Origin of the sequence: Herbiconiux sp. 11R-BC (assembly GCF_049472555.1) — a bacterium.
Lineage (GTDB): Bacteria > Actinomycetota > Actinomycetes > Actinomycetales > Microbacteriaceae > Herbiconiux.
This window is the reverse complement of sequence record NZ_JBCEBO010000002.1, coordinates 545,609-567,775: the sequence shown is the minus strand read 5'-3', so window position 1 is coordinate 567,775 and position 22,167 is coordinate 545,609. Positions and strand designations below refer to the sequence as shown.

At 70.8% G+C, this 22,167-nt stretch carries 20 protein-coding genes and 1 tRNA gene; 12 read left to right on the top strand and 9 right to left on the bottom strand.

What is annotated here, in order from left to right:
- Positions 1-106: 106 nt before the first annotated feature.
- Positions 107-1,876: a DUF222 domain-containing protein gene (locus VD659_RS07685; RefSeq protein ID WP_423260525.1), complete on the top strand. Its 1,770-nt coding sequence runs from the start codon at positions 107-109 to the stop codon at positions 1,874-1,876.
- 69 nt (positions 1,877-1,945) lie between these two features.
- Positions 1,946-3,322, top strand: coding sequence for a DUF2252 domain-containing protein (locus VD659_RS07680; protein ID WP_423260524.1), 1,377 nt, complete (start codon positions 1,946-1,948; stop codon positions 3,320-3,322).
- On the opposite strand, the gene VD659_RS07675 is transcribed toward VD659_RS07680, so the two are convergent.
- The 6 genes from VD659_RS07675 to VD659_RS07650 are packed head-to-tail and all read right to left on the bottom strand — an operon-like array spanning position 3,301 to position 8,740.
- Positions 3,301-4,188: a prenyltransferase gene (locus tag VD659_RS07675; RefSeq protein ID WP_423260523.1), complete on the bottom strand. Its 888-nt coding sequence runs from the start codon at positions 4,186-4,188 to the stop codon at positions 3,301-3,303. The two genes, VD659_RS07680 and VD659_RS07675, sit on opposite strands and share 22 nt — an antisense overlap.
- Complete coding sequence (locus VD659_RS07670) at positions 4,185-4,517, bottom strand: lycopene cyclase domain-containing protein (RefSeq protein ID WP_423260522.1); 333 nt, start codon at positions 4,515-4,517, stop codon at positions 4,185-4,187. The genes VD659_RS07675 and VD659_RS07670 overlap by 4 nt, the downstream gene beginning before the upstream one ends.
- Positions 4,514-4,891: a lycopene cyclase domain-containing protein gene (locus VD659_RS07665; protein ID WP_423260521.1), complete on the bottom strand. Its 378-nt coding sequence runs from the start codon at positions 4,889-4,891 to the stop codon at positions 4,514-4,516. Before VD659_RS07665 ends, VD659_RS07670 begins: the two co-directional genes overlap by 4 nt.
- A 14-nt stretch (positions 4,892-4,905) precedes the next feature.
- Entirely contained in the window at positions 4,906-6,711 is a 1,806-nt protein-coding gene (gene crtI, locus VD659_RS07660; RefSeq protein ID WP_423260520.1) for a phytoene desaturase family protein, read from the bottom strand.
- The gene (locus tag VD659_RS07655; protein ID WP_423260519.1) at positions 6,708-7,673 is read right to left on the bottom strand and encodes a phytoene/squalene synthase family protein; all 966 of its coding nucleotides are present in this window, start codon (positions 7,671-7,673) and stop codon (positions 6,708-6,710) included. Before VD659_RS07655 ends, crtI begins: the two co-directional genes overlap by 4 nt.
- Positions 7,670-8,740, bottom strand: a complete 1,071-nt coding sequence (locus tag VD659_RS07650) for a polyprenyl synthetase family protein (protein WP_423260518.1) — start codon at positions 8,738-8,740, stop codon at positions 7,670-7,672. Before VD659_RS07650 ends, VD659_RS07655 begins: the two co-directional genes overlap by 4 nt.
- Positions 8,741-8,785: 45 nt before the next feature.
- On the opposite strand from VD659_RS07650, the gene idi reads away from it, so the two are divergent.
- Together idi and VD659_RS07640 are read left to right on the top strand one after the other, a co-directional pair.
- Positions 8,786-9,313: an isopentenyl-diphosphate Delta-isomerase gene (gene idi, locus VD659_RS07645; protein ID WP_423260517.1), complete on the top strand. Its 528-nt coding sequence runs from the start codon at positions 8,786-8,788 to the stop codon at positions 9,311-9,313.
- 53 nt (positions 9,314-9,366) lie between these two features.
- Complete coding sequence (locus VD659_RS07640) at positions 9,367-10,797, top strand: alanine--tRNA ligase-related protein (protein ID WP_423260516.1); 1,431 nt, start codon at positions 9,367-9,369, stop codon at positions 10,795-10,797.
- A gap of 120 nt (positions 10,798-10,917) precedes the next feature.
- Here the strand turns inward: VD659_RS07640 and dcd are convergent, their stop codons facing one another.
- Positions 10,918-11,523: a dCTP deaminase gene (gene dcd / locus VD659_RS07635; RefSeq protein WP_423260515.1), complete on the bottom strand. Its 606-nt coding sequence runs from the start codon at positions 11,521-11,523 to the stop codon at positions 10,918-10,920.
- Between the two features lie 47 nt (positions 11,524-11,570).
- On the opposite strand from dcd, the gene VD659_RS07630 reads away from it, so the two are divergent.
- The 8 genes from VD659_RS07630 (at position 11,571) to VD659_RS07595 (ending at position 17,063) form a co-directional block, all read left to right on the top strand.
- Positions 11,571-11,641: transfer RNA gene (locus VD659_RS07630), tRNA-Gly, on the top strand.
- Between the two features lie 59 nt (positions 11,642-11,700).
- Positions 11,701-12,096 carry a DoxX family protein gene (locus tag VD659_RS07625; RefSeq protein WP_423260514.1) on the top strand — a complete coding sequence of 132 codons (396 nt, stop codon included), beginning with the start codon at positions 11,701-11,703 and terminating at the stop codon, positions 12,094-12,096.
- Between the two features lie 74 nt (positions 12,097-12,170).
- Positions 12,171-13,295 carry an alpha/beta hydrolase gene (locus VD659_RS07620; protein WP_423260513.1) on the top strand — a complete coding sequence of 375 codons (1,125 nt, stop codon included), beginning with the start codon at positions 12,171-12,173 and terminating at the stop codon, positions 13,293-13,295.
- The gene (locus VD659_RS07615; RefSeq protein ID WP_423260512.1) at positions 13,292-14,254 is read left to right on the top strand and encodes a nucleoside hydrolase; all 963 of its coding nucleotides are present in this window, start codon (positions 13,292-13,294) and stop codon (positions 14,252-14,254) included. The genes VD659_RS07620 and VD659_RS07615 overlap by 4 nt, the downstream gene beginning before the upstream one ends.
- A gap of 15 nt (positions 14,255-14,269) precedes the next feature.
- Positions 14,270-15,268 (top strand): MBL fold metallo-hydrolase, encoded by a 999-nt coding sequence (locus VD659_RS07610; protein ID WP_423260511.1) that lies wholly within the window; start codon positions 14,270-14,272, stop codon positions 15,266-15,268.
- Between the two features lie 44 nt (positions 15,269-15,312).
- On the top strand, positions 15,313-15,963 hold the full coding sequence (locus VD659_RS07605) for a dienelactone hydrolase family protein (RefSeq protein WP_423260510.1): 651 nt from the start codon (positions 15,313-15,315) through the stop codon (positions 15,961-15,963).
- A gap of 64 nt (positions 15,964-16,027) precedes the next feature.
- The gene (locus VD659_RS07600; RefSeq protein WP_423260509.1) at positions 16,028-16,330 is read left to right on the top strand and encodes a DUF2470 domain-containing protein; all 303 of its coding nucleotides are present in this window, start codon (positions 16,028-16,030) and stop codon (positions 16,328-16,330) included.
- A gap of 79 nt (positions 16,331-16,409) precedes the next feature.
- Positions 16,410-17,063, top strand: coding sequence for a heme oxygenase (biliverdin-producing) (locus tag VD659_RS07595; RefSeq protein ID WP_423260507.1), 654 nt, complete (start codon positions 16,410-16,412; stop codon positions 17,061-17,063).
- Between the two features lie 47 nt (positions 17,064-17,110).
- Here VD659_RS07595 and VD659_RS07590 read toward each other — a convergent pair whose 3' ends face one another.
- Complete coding sequence (locus VD659_RS07590) at positions 17,111-19,165, bottom strand: YhgE/Pip family protein (RefSeq protein WP_423260506.1); 2,055 nt, start codon at positions 19,163-19,165, stop codon at positions 17,111-17,113.
- Positions 19,162-22,164: an MMPL family transporter gene (locus VD659_RS07585; protein ID WP_423260505.1), complete on the bottom strand. Its 3,003-nt coding sequence runs from the start codon at positions 22,162-22,164 to the stop codon at positions 19,162-19,164. The genes VD659_RS07590 and VD659_RS07585 overlap by 4 nt, the downstream gene beginning before the upstream one ends.
- Positions 22,165-22,167: the final 3 nt, after the last annotated feature.

Below are 22,167 nucleotides of genomic sequence, written 5' to 3'. Positions count from 1 at the left end.
ATTCGCTCGCGCGCTCACGCCGGCTGACTCACCCCATCGGCTCTTCCCTCTCGCGCTCGCATCCGAAAACTGAGTGAATGTCAGTGGCTGCTGCTTGACTTGTCGTATGACGGAGAAGCCGCCCACCCACGACGAAGCGCACGCGATGCTCGCGGCGCTCTTCGCGCCGCCGGCCGGGTGGAGCGAGGCCGGGAGCGACGCGGCCGGGTTGAGCGGTCCCGGGTGGGGAGGGGGCGAGCCACGCCCCGGTGAACCGTGCTCGGAGGCTCTGCTCGCTGAGGTCGCCGCCGTCGAAAGACTCGGCCGGCTCGTCGATGCGCGCCGCGCGCGGCTCGCGGGGGAGCTGGCCCACCGCTCGCGCAGCGAGCTCGGCGACGACGGTCTGGCCCGCTCTCAGAACTTCGTCACCTCCGCCAAGCTGCTCGCCGCCGTCGCCGGCACCTCGGTGCGCGAGGCGCAGGCCCGCATCGCGCTCGGGCTCCGCCTGCGTGAGAGCGCCTCGTTGAGTGGCGCGGTGACCCGCCCGTTCTCCGAGGTCGGCGCGGCCCTCGAAGCCGGACTGCTCGGCGTCGAAGCCGCGTCGGCCGTCACGCGTGAACTCGGCGAGCTCGCCTGTCAGGGCGTCGACCCGAGTGCGCTGGCCGAAGCGGAGAGCACGCTCGTGCACCTCGCCTGCCAGAGCGAGGGCGGCCTCGGCTACAGCGCCGACGAGGTCGCGCGACTCGCCGTGCGGGTGCGAGACGCGCTCGACCCCGACGGTGTCGCACCACGAGCCGAGCGGATGCGCGAACTGCGCGGAATGACGATGTCGCGCTCCCGAGACGGCATGATCCGCGGCCGCTTCGCGCTCACACCGGAGCAGGGAGCGGTGTGGAACTCGGCGCTCCAGGCATTGGTCAGCCCACGGGTCTCCCCGCGGTTCGCGGCCGCGCCCGCCGGCGAGGTCGACGGCCACGGCGACGGCGAGTCGGCCGACCCCGACAACACCTGCCCGGTGCGCCCGGTCGACACCCAAGGGAACGGCGACAGAGCCGGAGACGGCTCCGCCGGCCAGGCCCACCCCGACGGCAGCGAGTACGCACTGCGCGACACCCGAACGGGCCCGCAGAAACTCGTCGACGCCGCCACCGAGCTGATCGGCCGCGCCGCGGCAGCACCCGAGATGCCGAAGGTCAACGGCAGTGCGCCCACGGTCAACGTGCACGTCTCCCTCGCCGACCTCAGCACGGAGCGCGGCGCCGCCTGGGCCGACGGGGTCGACGATCCGCTGCCGGTCGCCGCGGTCGATCAACTGCTGTGCCACGCCGACGTCGTGCCCACCGTGCTCGGCGCCAACGGCCGCATCCTGCAGCACGCGAAGACCCGTCGCTTGTTCTCTCCGGCGCAGAATCGTGCTCTCGCGGTGCGCGACGGCGGATGCGTCTGGCCCGGCTGCGACCGGCCGCCCTCCTACTGCGAGACGCACCACGTCGACGGCTGGACGTCCGCGGGCTACCTCCCCGGCCGCACCGACGTCGACAACGGCGTGCTGCTGTGCCATTTCCACCACGCAAACGTGCACCGCTCCGACTGGACGCTCGTGATGATCCACGGCGCACCCCACCTCGTCCCTCCACGCTGGATCGACACCGCCCAGGCCCCGCGCCCGTGCACCCGCCGCCAAGTCGCCCTGCGCCCTCCGCCACCACACCCCGCCGCCTCGCACACTGCACCTACCGCTCGACGACCTCCACCCATCGCTCGACGCCCTCAGCCACCACCACCCCCGCCACTCGCACCGGCACCGCCACTCGCACCGGCACCGGCAGCGGCAGCGGCGGACGCTACGCCGCCCACACGCGCCACCGGAGCGCCCGCGACCCCGTCCTCCGGCTGATGGATCGCCCAGCCACCGGGTCGATGCACCCTCGCACCGCGCCGCCAGGCGAACGACTAGCGTTGCTGCATGACCACGCACCTCAGCCGGCTGCAGCACTCCCGCGCCCCGCACCTCACGCTCGACGAGGCCATGGCGGCGGGCCGGGCGCTCCGCGCATCCGTTCCCCGTTCGGCGCATCGCGAGCCGGTCGACGGGGGCGGCCGTGACCCGCTCGGCATCCTCGCCGCGCAGAACGCCACCCGGTTGCCGGAGCTCGTGCCTCTGCGGCTCGAACGGATGCTCGCGAGCCCGTTCGCGTTCTACCGGGGCACCGCGGGCATCATGGCCGCCGACCTCGCCTCCGGCCCTGCCACCGGCGTGCACCTCGTGACCTGCGGCGACGCCCACATCAGCAACTTCGGCCTCTTCGCCTCGCCGCAGCGCACCCTCATGTTCGACCTCAACGACTTCGACGAGTCGGCCGCCGGGCCCTGGGAGTGGGACGTGAAGCGGCTCGTCACGAGCGTGATCATCGGTGCCCGCGACGCCGGCTTCGGCGAGCGCACCGTGAAGGAGTCGGCACTCACCGCTGCCGCCATGTACCGCACCGCCCTGCGGGACTTCATGCAGCTCGACGCCCTCGAGCGCTACTACCACCACGCCGACTCCGAGTCGCCGAGGGTCGCGCTCGACGCGGCCTCCCGCAAGGTGCTCGACCGCGCCTCCCGCCAGGCCCGCAAGCGCACCTCTCGCTCCTACCTCGAGAAGATCTCCACGCGCGACGCCGACGGAAACCTCCTCATCCTCGAGGACCCACCGGTGCTCACGCACGTGGCCACCTCGGTGGAGTCCGAGGTGGAGGAGCTCTTCGAGCAGTACCGCAGCACCGTCCCTGCCGACATCGCACTGCTGCTCTCCCACTTCACCCTCACCGACGTCGTGCGCCGGGTGGTCGGGGTGGGGAGTGTGGGCACGCGCTGCTTCATCCTCATCCTCACCGGCCCGTCGGGGGAGCCCCTCCTGCTGCAGGTGAAGGAGGCGCAGCGCTCCGTGATCGAGCAGTTCGGCGGGGTGCCGGCCGACGGCACCTACGACCACGAGGGGCACCGCGTGGTGGCCAGCCAGCGCATCCTGCAGTCCTCCTCCGACTCGTTCCTCGGCTACCTGCGCTACGAGGACCACGACTTCTATGTGCGCCAGTTCCGCGACATGAAGGGTTCGATCGAGACCACCGGGCTCCGACCCGCGGAGTACACCCGTTACGTCACCGCCTGCGGCATCGCGCTGGCCCGCGCCCACGCGCAGAGCCTCGACGCGCCGATCGTGGCCGGCTACCTCGGCAACTCGCGGGAGTTCGACCGCGCCGTCGTGGACTGGTCGCTCGCGTACGCCGAGCTCTCCCTCGCCGACTACGAAGCGCTGAAGCGGGCAGTGGCCGAGGGTTACGGCACCAGCACCCAGTAGCCCGCCACCGGATGCAGCACCCAGCTCCAGATGAGCAGCAGCGTCACCAGGAATCCGGTGACGAAATTGAGCCAGAGAAAGCGGTGCCAGCCCGCGTTCGCGCGCTCCGCATCCGCGTCGCCGAGCGACCAGAACGGCAGCACGCTCACGGCATAGGGCAGCGCGAGCACGGCGGCGAGCGGCCCGGGCCACGGGGTGAGCAGCAGGAGCACCCCGCCGAGGAGGTAGGCCGCGAAGGCGAAGCGCACCGTCGCCCTCGCCCCGATGACGGTGGCGATCGAGCCGATGCCGGCCTCGCGGTCGGCCACGATGTCCTGCACGGCCCCGAAGGCGTGGCTCGCGACGCCCCAGAGGAAGAAGGCGGCGAGCACGGCCCACAGGCCGGGGGTGAACACGGCACCGGCGAGCACGAGGCCGTAGACGGCCGGGCTCACGAAGTGCGTGCTGGAGGTGAGCGAATCGAGGAACGGCCGCTCCTTGAACCGTAGACGGGGCGCGCTGTAGGCGATGACCGCGAAGATGCTCACGGCGAGCACGAGCCACGAGAGCGGCGAGCCCACCACCACGAGGAACGCCAGGAACGGGATGTTCGTCACGGCCACCGCCACCAGGGTCGGCCGGTGCAGCGAACGGTCGAGCACCGCACCCTCCACCCCGCCCTTGCGCGGGTTGCGCAGGTCGGACTCGTAGTCGAAGACGTCGTTGATGCCGTACATCGCGAGGTTGTAGGGAATCAGGAAATAAAGCGTGCCGAGCACGAACACCAGGTCGACCTCGCGCGTGGTCATGAGGTAGCCGGCCGCGAACGGGAAGGCCGTGTTCACCCACGAGAGCGGGCGCGACGAGAGCAGCAGCTGGCGGATCACGAGGGCTCCTTGCGGTCGGCGCCGAGCAGCGTCCAGACCGAGGGCAGCAGCACCACGGCCGCGATGGCGTAGGCGAAGTCCTCCAGGGGGGCGATGCCCACGAACGCGCCGGAGATGAGCTCGGGGTCGTAGCCGACGAGGCCCACCGAGATCATGACGTTGTCGAACAGCGCGGTGAGGGCGAGCAGCACGGCCGCGGTGATGCCGAGCGGTGCCGCCAGCCGGCGGAGCGCATCCGGGGCCCGGCCCACCACGGCCACGATCGCGGCGGCGATTCCTGTGGCGGCGACGACCGCGAGGAACACGAGGTTGAGGGCCCAGTAGCTCATGAGCCACCCCCGTGAGGCGGGTGCACGTTCAGCCGGGCGCCGCGGCCGGCGCGGCCGGAGCGCGGGCGGGCGAGCATCCGCTGCGCCCCGCAGAACACGACCATGGTGAGGTAGCAGAGCAGGGTGAGGAAGAACAGCTCCTCGAGCGGCAGCTCGGGCGCGAGCAGGAGGCCCGTCATGAACGCCGTCTCCCCGCGGAAGAAGATGCCGAGCCCGATGCCCGCGAGATCCCACACCACGAAGAACGCCACCCCGATGGCGAGCACCACGACCGCCCGCACCGGCCGCGCGAACAGGAACAGCCGCCAGCGGCGGTCGATCACCACCATTCCCGTGAGCGAGATCAGCAGCGCCGCCAGATACAGGATGCCCATGGCCGGCTCCGCCCTCAGGCGCCGCTCGGCTGCACCGGGCCCGCGCCGAGCGGCCGCAGCGGCTCGGGCAGCGCGGTGGTAGTGGTGTCGCCGTGCAACCGCTTGATGACGAGTTCGGCGCTGATGAGGCACATCGGCAGGCCGATGCCGGGCGTGGTGGAGCCGCCGGCGTAGTAGAGGCCGTCGACCTTGGTGCTCGCGTTGCGGGCGCGGAACATGGCGCTCTGCCGCAGGGTGTGTGCGGGGCCGAGGGCAGTGCCCTGCCAGGAGTTGAGGTCGGCGGCGAAGTCGGCGGGCCCGACCGTGCGGCGCAGCACCACGCGCTCGGCCAGGTCGGGGATGCCCGCCCATTCCGCCACCTGCGCGATGGCGGCGTCGGCGAGCTGCTCCACCCGGGGATCCCCGGCGCCGTCGATGCCGCCGGCGCCGATGGAGGGGTCTGCGGGGAGGGGAACCAGCACGAAGAGGTTCTCGTGACCGGCGGGCGCGACGGAGTCGTCGGTGGCGCTGGGCCGGCAGACGTAGAGCGAGGCGGGCTCGGGCACCGAGGTCTGGTGGCCGGGGCCCGTGCCGAAGATCTTCTCGAAAGAGCCCTTCCAGTCCTTCGTGAAGAAGAGGGTGTGGTGCTCGAGCTCCGGCAGTTCGCCCTCGACTCCGAGCAGCACGAGCAGAGCGCTGGGGCCCGCCGTCTTCTTCTCCCAGTAGCTCTCGGGGTAGGTCTGCAGCTCCGGCAGCAGCAGGGCCGTCTCGGTGTGCCACAGATCCGCGGTGGAGACCACGAGTTCGCCGTCGAGCGAGTGGGCGCGGCCGGCCGCGTCGGTGTAGTGCACGCCGCCCACGCGCGGACGGCCGCTGCGTCCGTCCGGCACCTCGTCGGGCTCCGGCGCCGGAACGGGCGCGATCGAGGCCTCGCCCGCCAGCACCCGCCGGAGCTCGTCACGGTCGATGACGTTCGTGTCGAACTCCGTGGTCTCGTAGTCGTAGACATCGACCGGGCCCGACGGGGCAGCGGATGCCGCCTCCGCGTCGTCGACCGCCATCACGATCCGCGACACCGCGGCGCCGGTCACGATCTCCACGCCCTCGGCCACGGCGAGTCGCTCGACGGCCTCGATGACCGTGGCGAGTCCGCCCATCGGGTAGAGCACGCCCTCATCGAGGTCGAGATGGCTCATCAGGTGATACATGCTCGGAGCGGAATACGGCGAGCTGCCGAGGAAGACGGCCGGATAGCCGAGCACCTGCTGCAGCCGCGGGTCTCGCACCGTGCGCGCCGCGAAACCGGCGAGGGGTTCGGTGAGCAGGCGGGTGAGTCGGGGGAGCCGCCGCAGCACGGGGCCGGCGAGCAAGGGCGAGATCTTCTCGAAGGTGGAGTAGAGAAAGTACTCCTTGGCGAGCGCGTAGGTCTCCTCGGCCGAGTCGAGGTAGCCCGCCATCCGCACGCCGGAGCCCGGCTCGATCGATTCGAAGAGCTCCAGGTTCTCGTCGCGGCCGGCGGCGATGTCGACGGGGGCGAACTCCCCCTCGAAGTAGACGCGGTAGCCCGGTTCGAGCTTCACGAGCTCGAGCTCGGCCTCCGCACTGGTGCCGAGCAGCTTGAAGAAGTGGTCGAACACCTCGGGCATGAGATACCACGAGGGCCCGGTGTCGAAACGGAACCCGTCGCGCTCCCAGACCCCGGCGCGCCCGCCGACAGCATCGTTCTTCTCGAGGAGGGTGACGTGGTGGCCCTCGCGCGCGAGGAGCGCGGCGGTCGCCAGCCCGCTGATGCCCCCGCCGATCACGATCGCCCGCCGGGCGCTGTCGTTGCTCGCGGTCACTGGATCGTGTCTCCCTCGTGTTCGCCACGGGCAGCGCGTGCGCTGCTCGCCTTGGGCAGCCGCCCGAGCGCGGCCCCTGCAGCTATTCTCGCCTTCACGGGGTTCGGAACCCGGATGCGCGTGGCCGCGAGTACGGATGCCGGCGTGGCGCGCAGTCGATCCGTGAGCTCCTCGAACAGCCCTTGCGCGAGCGCGACGGCCCGCCGGCTCGAGGCGGGGAGTCCGGGGAGGCAGGAGCGCGCGATCCGCAGATCGTCGTCGATGTCGTCCAGGATGCGCTCCTTCTCGGCCTCGCTGAACGTCTCGACGTCGATGCCGGGGAAGTAGCTGCGCCCGAGCGCGCCGAAGTCGGCCGCCAGGTCGCGCAGGAAGTTGATCTTCTGGAACGCCGCACCGAGGTGCCGGGCGCCGTCGGCGAGGCGCGTGCGCTCCGCCTCACCCACAGGGACTCCGCGCAGGAACGCGGCCAGGCACATCAGCCCCACCACCTCGGCCGAGCCGTAGACGTAGTCGTCGAAACTCTCGGGCGTGTGGCGGGTCTCGGAGACGTCGGAGCGCATCGAGCGGAAGAACGGCGCCGTCAGCTCCTCACCGAAGCCGGCGCGGCGGGCGGTCCAGGCGAAGGCGTGCACCACGAGGTTGGTGCTGTAGCCGCAGTGCATGGCCGTGACGGTCTCGCGTTCGAGAGCGTCGAGGCGGGCGCAGATCTCGGCCGGCGCCAGCGACGCCGAGGCCGCGACGCCGTCGACCACTTCATCGGCGATGCGCACGAGCGCGTAGATGTTCTCGACGTCCTGCCGCACCGGCTGCGCGAGCAGGCGGGACGCGAGGCCGAAGGAGGTCGAGTACCGGCGGATCACCACCGAGGAGGTCTCCATCGCGACCTGGTCGTAGAGGCTCGGCGCATCGCCCGCGCTCGCTCCGCGCATCCGCTCGTCGCGGCGCGGGTCGGTGCCGCTCATCGCACCCGCCCGAGCACCGCGGCGACGATCGGCCGGAACTCCTCCCGCACCGCGTCGGGCAGCGCCGGGTCGACGAGCGCCTCCCAGGCGCGGTTCGCGAAGTCGCGGGAGAGCGCCTCGGTGAATCGGCGCGAGCCGGTCGACTCGAGAACGGCGCGGATGCGGTCGGCGTCGCCCGGGGTCAAGCCGGGCGACCCGAAGAGCCCGGCCACCGACTCCCACTCCGGATGCGTCGCCGCGTGGGCGATGACGACCGTGCGCTTGCCCTCGCGCAGGTCGCCGAGGGTGGTCTTGCCCGTGGCATCCTCGTCTCCGAAGACGCCGAGCAGGTCGTCGACGAGCTGGTAGGCGATGCCGATGTTGCGTCCGAAGGCTCCGAGCGCCTCCACCGCATCGCGCGGGGCGCCCGCGAGCACCGCACCGGCCTGCAGCGGCCCCTCGAAGGAGTACACGGCGGTCTTGAGGCGCTCCATGTCGAGGATCTCGTCGACGGTCGGCGGTTCGCTGCGGATGGAGAAGTCGACGTCGTACAGCTCCCCTGCGGCCGCCGTGAACATGGCCTCGTCGAGGAGGTCGTGCAGCCGGGTGCGCAGGATTCCCTCGGCACCGGATCGGTCGATGAGGCGGTAGGCATTGAAGAGGGCGAGGTCGCCCGCGATCACGGCCACCGACATCCCGCGGTGCTCGGCGATCGGCATCGGGATGCCCGCGGTCTGCGCGATGTCGCGGTAGCTGCCCGAGACGTTCGGGCCGCCGCGCCGCACGAAGTCGCGGTCGATCACGTCGTCGTGCACGATGAGCGCCGTGTGCAGCAGTTCGAACGCCGCGCCCACGTGGGCGGCCGCGTCGAGATCGACCCCGCCGAGGGCCTCGTAGGCGGCCATCACCATGCGCGGGCGGAAGCGCTTGCCGCCGGTGGTGTTGCGCTCGAGGGTCTCCCAGAGGGCGGCGTATGGCGCTCCGAGGGCTTTGGCCCGATAGTGGGAATCGCTGAAGAACGCTGCCAGGACGCGCTCGACACGCTGTTGTCGGCGCTCCGACACCGCGAGCAGATCGTGCGTGTCCACAAACCCACGTTACATGGCAACCTGGTAATAAAGGACAATAGTGAAATGAGCACGTACTCCGAACAGGTCGTCCTGCTTGCCGATGACGGGTCGCCGATCGGTGTGGCCGACAAGCGGACCGTGCATTCCGACGACACCCCGTTGCACCTCGCGTTCAGCTGCCACGTGTTCGACGAGGCCGGTCGCATCCTCGTGACGCGGCGGGCGCTCGGCAAGCTCACCTGGCCCGGGGTGTGGACGAACTCGTTCTGCGGGCATCCCGCGCCGGGGGAGGACATGGCGGATGCGGTGCGCCGGCGGGCGCGCGACGAGCTCGGTCTCGAGTTGGCGGAGCTGACCTTGGCCCTGCCGGACTTCCGGTATCTCGCGATCGACGCCTCCGGGATCGTGGAGAACGAGATCTGCCCCGTCTACACCGCGCGTGCGGCCGGGCCGCTCGAGCCGAATCCGGCCGAGGTCGCCGAATGGCACTGGGCCGAGACCACCGAGGTGCAGCTCGCGGTGGCCCTCACGCCGTGGGCGTTCAGCCCGTGGCTCGCGCTGCAGCTGCCGCAACTGCCCGAACTGCCGTAGCTGCCCGCGGCGCATGGCTCCCGAGCGAAGCGGCCCTCTGGCATGCTGATCTCATGGACGCCCACGAGATCCGCAACTCCTACCTGGCCTCCCTCGAGGGCCACGGCCACACCGTCATCGACCGAGCGAATCTGGTGCCGCGCGGCGACACCAGCACGCTCTTCACCGGGAGCGGGATGCAGGCGCTCCTTCCCTACCTGCTCGGCGAGACGCATCCGGCCGGCACGCGGCTGACCGACTCGCAGCCCTGCGTGCGGGCGCAGGACATCGACGAGGTCGGCGACAATCGCCACACCACCTTCTTCGAGATGCTCGGCAACTGGAGCCTGGGCGACTACTTCAAGGAGGACCAGATCCGCTGGTTCTTCGAGTTCCTGGTCGACACGGTGGGGCTCGACCCGGAGAAGCTCTACGTCACCTGCTTCATCGGCGACGAGGCGAACGGCATCCCGCGCGACGAAGAGGCCGCCTCGATCTGGCAGAAGGTCTTCGGCGAGCGCGGCGTCTCGAACGGCATCGCCGTGATCGGCTCGCAGGCCGACGGGGATGCGCGAGGCGTGCATCCGGGCGAGCGCATCTTCTTCTACGACGGCGGCGAGAACTGGTGGTCGCGCGGCGGATCGCTGGCGGCCACGCCCATCGGCGACCCGTGCGGGCCCGACAGCGAGGTGTTCTACGACTTCGGACCCGAGAAGCAGGATGCGTCGTTCGGCCTCGCGCATCCGGCCAGCGACGGCGGGCAGTTCATGGAAATCGGCAACCAGGTGTTCATGCAGTACCGGCGCCTCGACGACGGCTCGTTCGAGGAGCTCGCGCGGCGCAACGTCGACTTCGGCGGCGGGCTCGAGCGCATCGCGGCGGCCTCGATCGAGTCGGACGACGTGTTCCGCATCTCGCTGCTGTGGCCGATCATCGAGTCGCTGCAGGAGCTGACCGGACGCCGCTACGAAGACGAGACGGCGTCGATGCGGATCATCGCCGACCACCTGCGCGGAGCCACCTTCCTCGCCGTCGACGGCGTGCGGCCCTCGAACAAGGAGCAGGGCTACGTGATGCGGCGGCTGCTGCGGCGCGCCATCCGGCTCGCGCTCTCGCTCGGCCTCACCGAGAACTTCTTCGAGGTCGTGGTGCCGGTGATCGCCGACCTCTACGCGGCCGACTACCCCGAGGTGGCGGCCTCGCGCGAAGAGGTCATCGCCGTGCTGGTGAAGGAGGAGAACGCCTTCCGGCGCACGCTCGACGGCGGGCTGCAGACGCTCGCCGAGTGGGAGGTGGCCTCGATCACCGGGCGCGACGTGTTCCGGCTCTCGGACACCTACGGGTTCCCGAAGGAGCTGAGCGTCGAAGAGGCGCGGCGGCTCGGCATCGAGGTGGCCGACGACTGGGAGGCGGAGTTCGCGGCCGCCCTCGAGGAGCAGCGCGAGCGCTCCCGCGGGGCGACGCGCCTCGGCGCCGCGGGCCTGCCGGGCGGCGCGACCGCCTAGGTGGCGTGACGCCGCCCCCGCTCCGGATGCGCCACGCGCCCGCCCGCATCGACGGAGTTTCGGGGGCCTTCACTGAGACGACGGAGCCTGGGCCCGCATCCGGCCTGCACCTCCGTCGTTTCAGCCGCCGAGGGCGCCGTCGGTGTTGGCTGAGACGTCGCTGCGGTGGAAGTTCAGGTGCGAGCGTGACGCGGTCGGGCCTCGCTGACCCTGGTACCGCGAGTTGTACTGGCTCGAGCCGTAGGGCTTCTCGGTGGGGCTCGAGAGCTGGAAGAAGCACAGCTGGCCGATCTTCATGCCCGGCCACAGCTTGATCGGCAGCGTCGCGACGTTGCTGAGCTCGAGCGTGACGTGGCCGCTGAAGCCGGGGTCGATGAAGCCCGCGGTGGAGTGGGTGAGCAGCCCGAGCCGGCCGAGCGAGCTCTTGCCCTCGAGGCGGGCCGCGATGTCGTCGGGCAGGCCCACGCGCTCGTAGGTGCTGCCGAGAACGAACTCACCCGGGTGCAGGATGAACGGCTCGTCGGGCTTGGTCTCGATCAGCCGCGTGAGCTCCGGCTGGTCCTCGGCCGGGTCGATGAAGGGGTACTTGTGGTTGTCGAACAACCGGAAGTACCGGTCGAGGCGCACGTCGATGGACGAGGGCTGCAGCATCGCCGGATCGTAGGGCTCGAGGCTGACCCGGTTCTCGCGGAGCTGGGTGCGGATGTCGCGGTCGGAGAGGAGCACGGAGTCAGTGTAACGGCGCTCCTGCTATCCTCGGTTCTGCACCATACGCGGATGTAGTTCAATGGCAGAACTTCAGCTTCCCAAGCTGATAGCGCGGGTTCGATTCCCGTCATCCGCTCTCGCAGATTTCACGGGTTCGCCTCGCGGCAGCGCCCCCGGCGGGTGCAGGATGTGCGTATGCCCGCATCCCCCTCCGTCGCCCGCACCATCGGCCGCATCGCGCTCGGCGCCGCTCTCGTGTTCGCCGGCACCAGCCACCTGAGCTTCGCCCGCAAGGACTTCCAGGCCCAGGTGCCGGAATGGGTGCCGCTCGACACCGACACCGTGGTTCTCGCGTCGGGCGTCGTCGAGATCGCCCTCGGCAGCGCCCTCATCGCCCTCCCGAAGAAGCAGAGGGCGGTCGGCACGGTCGCCGCCCTGTTCTTCACCGCGATCTTCCCCGGCAACATCTCGCAGTGGCTCAACGAGCGCGACGCCTTCGGGCTCGACACCGATCGCAAGCGCGCCCTCCGCCTGCTCTTCCAGCCCGTGCTCGTGGCCTGGGCGCTCTGGTCGACGCGCGCGAAGCACTGACCGGCACGGAACACGGATCGGACTGACACCGGAGGCACAGCCCCCTCACCGGCAGCGCGCGTAGCGTCGCCCGCATGAACACCGTGGCAGCCCATCGGATGCCCCTCCCGCGACGCTGGAACTGGACCTCCGTGAAGAGCGGAACCGCCTTCATCCGGCGCGTTCCCGTCTGGGTGTGGCGCCTGCTCATGCACGCCGTCAGCCGCGGCGAGCACACCCGTTTCAACGCCGACCCGATCACGGCGGTCGACTACCGCTTCGACATCGACTTCGTGGGCGACGGGATCCGCGCCCACCGGCTCGACGTCATCTCGCCCCGGGAGGCGCCCGCATCCGCGACCACGGACGCGAGCGCGTCCGAGTCCGCGTCCGCGTCCGCGTCCGAGTCCGACGATGGAGGTCCGCCCACCGCCGGCCTCCCCGTCTACGTCTACTTCCACGGCGGCGGCTGGACCTCCGGCGACAAACGCTCGCTCACGAAGTACTGCGCGAGCCAGGCGCTCGGAGGCATGGTGGTGGTGAACGTCAACTATCGGCGCGCCACGCAGTTCACGATGACCCACATGCTGCACGACGCGAACGCCGCCCTCGCCTGGGTCACCGCGAACATCGCGGAGTTCGGCGGAGACCCGTCTCGCATCGTGCTCGGCGGCGACTCGGCCGGCGGCCAGATCTCGGCGCTGCTCGCGGCGGCGCACTTCCGACCCGAGCTCGCCGAGCACTACGGGCTCGAGCCCGCGGCGCCGCGTGAGGTCTTGCGCGGGCTCGTGCAGCACTGCAGCGTGGTCGACTTCTCAGTGATGTTCGAGCGCGGGTTCATCCTCAGCCTGGCCTTCGTGCGGATGCTGCTGCCGCATCCCGGGACTACCGCGACGGGCAGGCGCACGCGCGGCGACCTGCGCCGCGCGGCCGCCTACCTCTCGCCCATCGAGTGGCTCGATTCGGCCTTTCCTCCCGTGTTCGTGAGCACCTCCGAGCGCGACTACTTCTACGGCGCCAACCTCAACTTCATCGCGCGACTGCGCGAGCACGGGGTGCGAGTGGATGCCCTCATCTACGATCACGCGAACACGAACACCCTGCACACCTGGCAGCAGGACTCCCGCTACCCGGAGTCACAGGAGGTCTACCAGCGGCTGCAGGGCTTCGTGCGGGAGGTCACGGCGCAAGCCCTCCAGCCGGGTAGATTGGCCCTGTGACCGTACCTGTTCTGCTCGACGTCGACACCGGGATCGACGACGCGATGGCCATCCTGTTCGCCGTCGCCCACCCCGACATCGACCTGCTCGCCATCACATGCGTCGCGGGGAATACTTCGCTCGAGAACGTCGTGAACAACACCCTGCGGGTTCTCGACACGGCGGGGGCCCCGGCCATTCCCGTGGCCGCGGGCGCCGTGCGACCGCTCATCGAGCCGCCCCGTTCCTCGCACGTGCACGGCAGCGACGGCCTCGGCGGCGTGGCCCTTCCGGCTACCACCCGGGTTCCGGATGCGCGCCACGCCGTCGACCTGCTGCGCGACACCCTACTCGCCGCCGCCGAGCCGGTCACCATCATCGCGCTCGCTCCGCAGACGAATCTCGCCCTGCTGCTGCGCCAGTACCCCGAGGTCGTTCCCCACATCGAGCGCATCCTCTTCATGGGCGGTTCCGCGTCCGGGGGCAACGCGACTCCGGTGGCCGAGTTCAACGTGTGGCACGACCCGGAGGCCGCGGCCATCGTGATCGACTCCGGCGCGCCCTGCTTCATGTACGGCCTCGACGTCTTCAACCAGGTCACCATCGATCAGGCCGACGCCGATGCCCTGCGGGCCGCGCCCGGCGCATCCTCCCGCCTCGCCGGCGCGCTGCTCTACTTCCAGATGGCCGACGACGTCGACGGCGAGGCCGACCCCGACGGCTACGCCGGGCACATCGGCGATGCCGGCGCCGTCTGCGCGCTCGTCGACCCCGGGGCCTTGCGCGTCGAGCACCGGCCCGTGCGGGTGCAGCTGTCGGGCGACGGCCGCGGCCAGACCATCGTCGATCGCCGGCAGCGCGCCGGTGAGGACGCGAACCACGGCGGCGCCACGGCGGCGGTTTCGATCGACGTGGCCCTCGATGTCGACGCCGGGCGCTACGCGCGGCTCTTCCTCGACACCGTCGCCCTGCTCCCCTGAGCCGGTCGAGCGGCGATGATCCCCACCAGTCCGGCTGAGTTCGCGGCCTCCAACGACCGGCGGCTGCCGGTGACCGAGCAGGTCGGCGAGTACACCTGGACCCTCCCGCAGCCCGTACCCGCCGGAACCGTGCCCTACACGCTCGGCTATCTCATGAAGGATTCCCGAAGCGGCATACACGTGATCGACCCGGGTTGGGGCTCCGACGAGAACTGGGCGCGGCTCGAAGAGGCGCTCGCGCGGCTGGGCGCGCAGCCCGGCGACGTCGCCTCCATCATCATCACGCACCTGCACCCCGACCACCTCGGTCTGGCCGAGCGGCTCCGCGAGCAGAGCACGGGCGCGCCGGTGGTCATGCACCGCGCCGAACAGGCCGCGGCGGATGCCCTGGTCGCGAGCGTGAGCGACCGCGTGCAGACACAGCTGCAGCTGTCGGAGGAGTGGGGCGTGCCCGCCGATCGGCGCCCCGAACTGGAGCGGGTGGCCCGGCGCAGCGACACCCTCAAGCCGTTCACCGCCGACCTGCTGGTGGAGCACGACGAAGAGCTCGACATCCCGGGCCGCCGGATCCGTGCGCGACACACACCCGGCCACACCCCCGGGCACCTCTGCCTCGACGACCGGAGCCAGCGCCACCTCTTCACCGGCGACCACGTTCTGCCGACGGTCTTCCCCGGCATCGGGCTCGGCGGACCGACCGCGACCAACCCGATCGACGACTACCTGAACTCCCTCGACGCCGTGCTGGACTACGACGACTACGACGACACCCTCCCCGGCCACGGCTACCGCTTCCGCGGACTCGCCGAGCGCTGCCGCGACATGCGGGCCCACCATCTGCGGCGCGCCTCGCAGGTCGAAACGGCGCTCGACGCGCATCCGGATGCCGGCATCTGGGCGGTCGCGAGCTCGATCACCTGGTCGGCCGGATGGGCGAAGCTGCACGACTTCCTGCTGTTCTCCGCGCTCGCGCAGACCGCGATGCACGTCGACCGGCTCCGCCGCCCGCGCTGATCCGGGCCTGCGTGCCACAATTGACGCAACCGAGCGGAGGATCCGTGGCCGAATTCGTCGACATCCCGTCACCGGGGTGGCCGCTCGAGTTCGGTGAGCCCGGCCGCCCCGGTATCGTGATCGTGCACGACGACTACGGTCGCCTGCCCTATCTCGAGGCATACGCGAAATCCCTCGCCAATCAGGGGTTCTTCGTGGCGGTCCCCGATCTCTTCGACGGCCGGGCCACCATCCAGGCCGCCGGGGCCGCCGAGCTCGCCGCGCGCCTCGACCCGGGGTTCGCTCTCGCCGCCCTCGACGACGCGGTGGCGCTCGTGCGTGGCCACGGCGCCACCCGGGTGGGGCTCATCGGTCTCGGCCTCGGCGGCCGGCTCGCGCTGCGGCTCGCGCAGAGCGGGGCGGCGGATGCGGTGGTCGCCTATTACGCGACGCTCGGCGACGACGAGGCCGGCATCATCCCGTGCCCCGTGCTCGTGCACCGGGCTGGAGCCGACGACGATCGTGCCGAGTCCCTCGCGGTGGACGAGTTCGTGAGCCGGCTCAAGGAGCACGGCACTCCGGTCACGCAGCACCGCTACGCGGCCGCCCACGAGGGCTTCGCGAACGCGACCATGCTCGAGCTGCTCGACAAGAACGCCGCCGCGCTCGCCTTCGCCCGCTCGACGTACTTCTTGCAGGCGCAGCTGCTCGACTGACCGGTCCTCCGACCGAACCCGCCCTCTCGACCAGGGTCTCCCGCTCTGGGTAAGGTTGCCCTTCGTGACCACATTCTCTCCCGACGTCGTCGGCGCCATCCTGCGCCACATGAACGGCGACCACACCGACGACAACCTGCTCATCGCCCGCGCCTTCGTGAATCCGGATGCCTCGGCCAGCACCATGATCGACCTCGACGGCGAAGGCGGCCGCTGGCAGGTCACCGTCGACGGCTCCACCTCGAACGCCTTCGTGGCGTGGCCCGCGGGCAGTATCACGGAACGCGCCGAGGTGCGTCGCGAGATCGTCGCGCTCTACGACGCCGCGTGCGCGGTGCTCGGCGTCGAACCCCGCCCACATTCCTGACGAATACCAAGGTTGCGGCGGGCCGTCTTCCGCTAGGTTAGGTAACACTTACTTGACTCGACCGCATGGGAATCACCGAATGCCTGCTGTAATCCCCTTCTCGCAAGCGCTCCGCGAGCGTACCTGGACCGGCCACAGCGACAGCGAAGGCGCCGGTTTCATGACCGAACTGATGAGCGGCAAGGGCACGCGCGACGACTACGTCGCCCTCGTGGCTCAGCACTTCTTCATCTACGAGGCCCTCGAGGCCGCGGCGGATCGGATGAAGAACGACCCGGTGGCCGCCGAGTTCATCAGCCCCAAGCTCACCCGCCTGCCCGCGATCGAAGAAGACCTGCGCTTTCTGATCGGCGAGGACTGGCGCAAGCAGATCACGCCGCTGCCGACGACGGCCCGGTACGTGAAGCGCATCAACGAGGTCGCGGCCACCTGGAACGGCGGGTTCATCGCCCACCACTACACGCGCTACCTCGGCGATCTCTCGGGTGGCCAGATCATCCGCACCCTGATGCAGCGCCAGTTCGGCTTCGAGACCAACGGCGTGGGCTTCTACCTCTTCGGTGACATCGCCAAGCCGAAGGAGTTCAAGGAGACCTACCGCACGCAGCTCGACGCGGTCGACTGGGACGACGCCGAGCGCGAGCGGGTCATCGACGAGGTGCTCGTGGCCTACCGCTTCAACACCGAGCTGTTCCTCGACCTCGCCGAGGCGAAGGCTTCCGCTGCGGCCTGACGCCAGCCCACGTGCCCCCACCCGACGAGCCCTGACGGCCCGGCGGGCTATGGCGTGAGGGCTGCCACGGGTGGGGTGGGGGCCGCCGGCACCGTGACCGTCACGAGGCTGCGGGAGCGAGCCCGCACCACCGCGATGATGCTGAACACGAGCCCGACGGCCGCGAACACGAGCAGCACGACCGCTTCCCGCGCCACCACGGCGAGCGATCCGCCGCCGATCAACGCCTGCATGCCCGTGATGGCATGCGCCAGCGGCAACACGGTCGAGAGCCCGGTGTAGAGCGGCGAACTCAGTCCGTTCGGGATGATCACGGCGGCCGCGGCCACCTGCACCACGATGAGGCCGAGCGAGAGCAGGCGCCCCGCCTGCCCGAACAGCGCCACGAGGCCTTGGTGCAGCATCACGAACACCGCCGAGAGGAAGAGCGAGAACAGCACGCTGCCCGCGAGGTGGGCCGGATCGGCCCCCACGAAGAACATCACGACGGCAACGACCACCGCCTGCACGAGCCCAAGCAGCAGCGCCGGCGCAAGCGCTCCGGTCACCACCCGGAAGGTCGAGGCGGTCGACGCGAGCGCCCGGCGGGTGAACGGCACGAGGAGCAGATACACGGCGAAGGCGCCGATCCAGAGCGCGAGCGGCACCGCCACCGCGGCGATCGCCGCCGCGGGCGAGGGCAGCGCCGCGATGTCGGACTTCTGGGTCACCACGGGGTTCGCGACGACGGTGGAGATGGTGTCCTGTTGCGCCGTCGTGTAGCTCGGGATGGCCGTCGCGGCCTGGCCGAGCCCCGAGGCGAGCTGCGTGGTTCCGGATGCGAGTTGCGCGGCCCCCGGGGCGAGTTGCGCTGCGCCGTCGGCGAGCTGGGCGCCGCCCGTGGCGAGCTGCCCGAGGCCGCTGGAGAGCGCACTCGTGCCGGCCGCCAGCTGGGTGGCGCCGCTCGAGGCCTGGGCGATGCCGTCGGTGAGCTGGGGGAGGTCGGCCGCGAACTTGGCCTGACCGTCGCTGACCTCGGTGGAGAACGCCTCCAGCACGGTGACTCCGAGTGCGTCCAGACCGAGCCCGGCCGTGGTGCCCAGGGACTCTGCGCGAGCGGTGTCCAGCTGAGCGATGATGACGTCGAGTCGCGCCTGCACCTCGTCAGGAGTGAGGGTGGGGGCGTCGGCGCGCAGCGTCGTCAGGCCGTCCCCGATGAGGCGCAGCCTGTCGTCGACGCCGAGGCTCTTCACCGCTTCATCGCCGAGGCGCTGCTTCAGCACGCCGATCCCGGCGGTGACGCCGCTGGATCCCTCGGAGAGCAGATTCGCATACGTCGGCAGGTCGGTCGTGGCCGTGCTGATCGCATCCAGCCCCCCGGCGAGCGCCTGCGCCCCGGCGTCGAGCTGCACGCTGCCGCTCGCCGCGCTCGCGATCCCGGTGGAGAGCTGCCCGGCGCCGCTGGCGAGCTGCGCCGCCCCGGTCGAGAGCTGCCCCGCCCCGGTCGCGAGCTGCTGGGCGCCCGAGGCGGCCTGGCCGATCTGGTCGTGCAGCGTGGAGAACGCGCCGAGGCTCGACGTCACGAACTGCTTCGTCACCTGCGTCGACATCGCGGCCTGGAGGTTCGTCGAGAGCGCGCTCGCGAGCATCTCGGTCACGTAGCTGTTGGCCCCATTCGTCTGAACCTGCAGTTGCGCCTGCACCGGGTTCGATCCCGAGATCGAGACATACGACGCCGAGAAGTTCTCCGGAATGGTGACGACCGCGGCGAAGTGCCCCGACTTCAGTCCGCTCGACGCGGTGTCGGCATCCGTCACGTTCCACGTGAAACCCTGACCCGAGGTGCCGGAGGTCAGCTCGCTCACCAGCAGCTTGCCGGCGAGCACGGGCGTCTGGGTGCCGTTCTGGTCGATCTGCACCATCTGGTCGAGGTTCACGACGGCGGCAGGCAGCGCGGGTCCGGATGGCGCGGCCGCCGACTGCGTGGGCGACACGAGCGCGGTCACGGCCACACCGGCGATCAGCAGCGGCGTGAGCACCGCCAGCGCGATGGCCACGCGCCGGGCCACGGGCGACAGCGCTGCGGTGTCGCCGCGTCTCACGAGCGAGGAGAGCCTCGTCATGCGGTCACCTCTTCTCCGGAGTTGGGGTTGGATTGCGGATGCGCCTTCGCGTCGGGATCCGCGTTCGGGTCAGGATCGGCGTTCGGGTCGGGGTCCGCCTTGGGTTCGGGATCCGCGTTCGGGTCGGGTTCCGATTCGGCCGCCGCGGCCGGCACCTCGGCCCGCGCCGGCAGCAGCTCCGCCGGTTCGAGCGGCTCCTCCGGCACGAGCGGGGCCGGCCGCAGCTCCACGACCACCACCGTCCGTGGGCCCATCTCGAGCCGGGCGCCGTGATGCGCAACGGCCACGGTGGTGCCGGACGGCAGGGCCGATTGCACGATGTCGAGCGCGTGCTGCAGGTGGGCCGTCGGGATGCCGGTGGCATCGAGCGCGATCAGCCGCACCGTCGACACGGCGGCCACCGCGAGCTGGTAGCTCCACTCCTGGGCCACCGCCGCACCCCACAGCTCGTCGAGTTCGGCGCCGAGGTCGCAGCGCAGGCGCTCGAGCACGCTGAGCGCCCCGGGCGGAAGCGGCAGGCGCACGGCCACCGAGCCGGCGTCGGCATCCGCCCCCACGGGCCGCACCACGAGCACCGAGTGCCGGCGCAGGGCCGCAGCCCGGAACGGCAGCGGTTCGTCGAGCACACGCAGGTGCCCCGAGAGCACCCGCTGGCGGCCGGCCAACGCGGCGACCACGGCTTCCGGATGCGTCGACGCGGCTCCGGTGACGATCACGAGATCGCCCGGCGCGGCCCGCACCCCGAACGAGGCCGACTCGGCCGCCTCGAGGATCGCGCGCTCCGCCGCCAGGGCGAACGGACGCCCGTCCTCGTCGAGCGGGCGCCACGCCGAGGCGTCGAGCATCTCCCGCACGCCCTCGCCCTCGAGGTCGACGTTCGGCAGCGCACGCCGCAGCGGCGCCGGCAGTGCCCAGCCCACCCGGCCGAGCAGCATCATGAGCGCCGGGATGAGCGTCATCCGCACCAGGAAGGCGTCGATGAACACGCCGGCGGCCAGGCCCAGCGCGATCGGCTGCAGAACGGCGTTGCCGCCCGGCACGAAGGAGGCGAACACCGCGAACATGATGCACGCCGCCGCGGTCACCACACGCGCGGCGCCGATGAAGCCGTGGCGCACCGCGATGTGCGGGTCGCCGCTCTTCACGAACTCCTCGCGCATCCGCGACACCAGGAACACCTGGTAGTCCATCGCCAGGCCGAACAGCACCGCCATCAGGAGGATCGGGAAGAAGCTGATCACCGGGCCCACCTTGGCCACACCCAGCGCATCCGCGAGCCAGCCCCACTCGAAGATCGCCGTCACGATGCCGAATGACGCCCCGACCGAGAGCAGGTAGCCGATCGTGGCCGAGACGGGCACCGCGAGCGAGCGGAACACGATGGTGAGCAGGATGAGGCAGAGCCCCACCACCACGATCGCGAACGGCAGCAGCGCGTCCGCCAGCCGGGCCGACACGTCGATGCCGACCGCCGTGGTGCCGGTCACCTGGTAGCTGAAGCCGTTCTTGTCGGCGAAGGCCGGTGCCAGGTCGCGGATCGTGTGCACGAGGTCCTCGGTCTGCGCGCTGTCGGGCGCGCTGGCGGGGATGATCGACACGATCGCCATGTCGGCCGTCGTGTTCGGGATGGCCTGGCTCACCGACACGATGTCCGAGAGCCCCGTGAACTGGTCGTGCAGTGCGGTGAGCGCGCCGCTGATGTCGAGTGTCTTGCTGATGTCGGCGGTCACGAGCAGCGGCCCGTTGAACCCGGGACCGAAGCCCTGCGCGAGCAGGTCGTAGCCCTCACGGGACTGCGAGCCCGGCGGGTCGTAGCCGGCATCGGGCAGCGTCAGGCGCATGGATGCGGCGGGCAGCGCCACGATCACGAGCCCGGTCACCACGACGGCCACGGTGATGACGGGCTTGGCGGTGATCAGCGCCACCCAGCGGGCGCCGAGCGTGCGGTGGGTGCCCTCGGCGGCGAGTTCGCGCCGAGCGGCCCGGGAGCCGGCCTTGGGCGTCATCCGCTTGCCGAGGAGGCCCATGATCGCCGGCAGCAGGGTCAGCGCCACGACCACGGCCACGACGACCGAGATGGCGGCGCCGACGCCCATCACCGTGAGGAACGGGATCTGCACCACCGCGAGCCCGAGCAGCGCGATGATCACCGTGAGCGCGGCGAAGACGACGGCGCTCCCTGCCGTCGCGACCGCGATGGCCGCCGACTCCTTCGGGTCCATGCCGCGGATGAGCTGCGCACGGTGCCGGGACACGATGAACAGGGCATAGTCGATGCCCACGGCGAGACCGAGCATCGTAGCCAGCAGGGGAGCGGTCGACGAGATGCTGACGAACCCGGAGGCGATCGTGATGGTGGTGGTGGTGATGGCCACCCCGATGAGCGCCGTGATGAGCGGCATCCCGGCTGCGAGCAGCGAGCCGAAGGTGATGAGCAGCACGATGAAGGCGATGACCACGCCGGCCGCCTCGGTGTAGTTCACGCCCTCCGCGGGAGGATCGGTCACGCCCGAGTAGGCGACCGTCATCCCACCCGTCGCCGCCTGATCGCCGATGGCCACCACGGCGGCATCGTCGGCGGCGGTGAGGGACGTTGTGGGCACGTTGTACTGGATGGTCGCGAAGGCCATGGAGCCGTCGGAGGAGACCTGCCCGGTCACGTTCTCGTCGAACGGGCCCGTGACGCTCGTGACGTGCCCGAGTTTCGCGAGCGCAGCATCCGCTTCCTCGATCTGCGGCTGGAAGCTGCTGATCTGGCCGCCCGTGGGTGCCACGTAGATGATCTTCGCGGAGCCTCCGCTGGCCTGCGGAAACCGCTGGTCGAGCATGTCGATGGCCTGCTGGGACTCGGTGCCGGGGATGGCGAAGGAGGAGGCGAGGGTGCCCCCCAGCAGCTGGGCGCCGGTGATGGCGAGACCGAGGATGACGATCCAGCCCACGATCACCGCGATGCCGCGATGCGCGGCGAACCGCCCGATCCGATAGAGCAGCGTTGCCATGTG

What these genes read in the sequence shown, in the direction of transcription:
- VD659_RS07670 (WP_423260522.1), bottom strand. Translation starts at nt 4,517, where the DNA reads ATGAGCTACTGGGCCCTCAACCTCGTGTTCCTCGCGGTCGTCGCCGCC.
- VD659_RS07585 (WP_423260505.1), bottom strand. Translation starts at nt 22,164, where the DNA reads ATGGCAACGCTGCTCTATCGGATCGGGCGGTTCGCCGCGCATCGCGGC.
- VD659_RS07665 (WP_423260521.1), bottom strand. Translation starts at nt 4,891, where the DNA reads ATGGGCATCCTGTATCTGGCGGCGCTGCTGATCTCGCTCACGGGAATG.
- VD659_RS07610 (WP_423260511.1), top strand. Translation starts at nt 14,270, where the DNA reads ATGATCCCCACCAGTCCGGCTGAGTTCGCGGCCTCCAACGACCGGCGG.
- idi (WP_423260517.1), top strand. Translation starts at nt 8,786, where the DNA reads ATGAGCACGTACTCCGAACAGGTCGTCCTGCTTGCCGATGACGGGTCG.
- VD659_RS07620 (WP_423260513.1), top strand. Translation starts at nt 12,171, where the DNA reads ATGAACACCGTGGCAGCCCATCGGATGCCCCTCCCGCGACGCTGGAAC.
- VD659_RS07640 (WP_423260516.1), top strand. Translation starts at nt 9,367, where the DNA reads ATGGACGCCCACGAGATCCGCAACTCCTACCTGGCCTCCCTCGAGGGC.
- VD659_RS07685 (WP_423260525.1), top strand. Translation starts at nt 107, where the DNA reads ATGACGGAGAAGCCGCCCACCCACGACGAAGCGCACGCGATGCTCGCG.
- VD659_RS07590 (WP_423260506.1), bottom strand. Translation starts at nt 19,165, where the DNA reads ATGACGAGGCTCTCCTCGCTCGTGAGACGCGGCGACACCGCAGCGCTG.
- VD659_RS07655 (WP_423260519.1), bottom strand. Translation starts at nt 7,673, where the DNA reads ATGAGCGGCACCGACCCGCGCCGCGACGAGCGGATGCGCGGAGCGAGC.
- VD659_RS07595 (WP_423260507.1), top strand. Translation starts at nt 16,410, where the DNA reads ATGCCTGCTGTAATCCCCTTCTCGCAAGCGCTCCGCGAGCGTACCTGG.
- VD659_RS07625 (WP_423260514.1), top strand. Translation starts at nt 11,701, where the DNA reads ATGCCCGCATCCCCCTCCGTCGCCCGCACCATCGGCCGCATCGCGCTC.
- VD659_RS07680 (WP_423260524.1), top strand. Translation starts at nt 1,946, where the DNA reads ATGACCACGCACCTCAGCCGGCTGCAGCACTCCCGCGCCCCGCACCTC.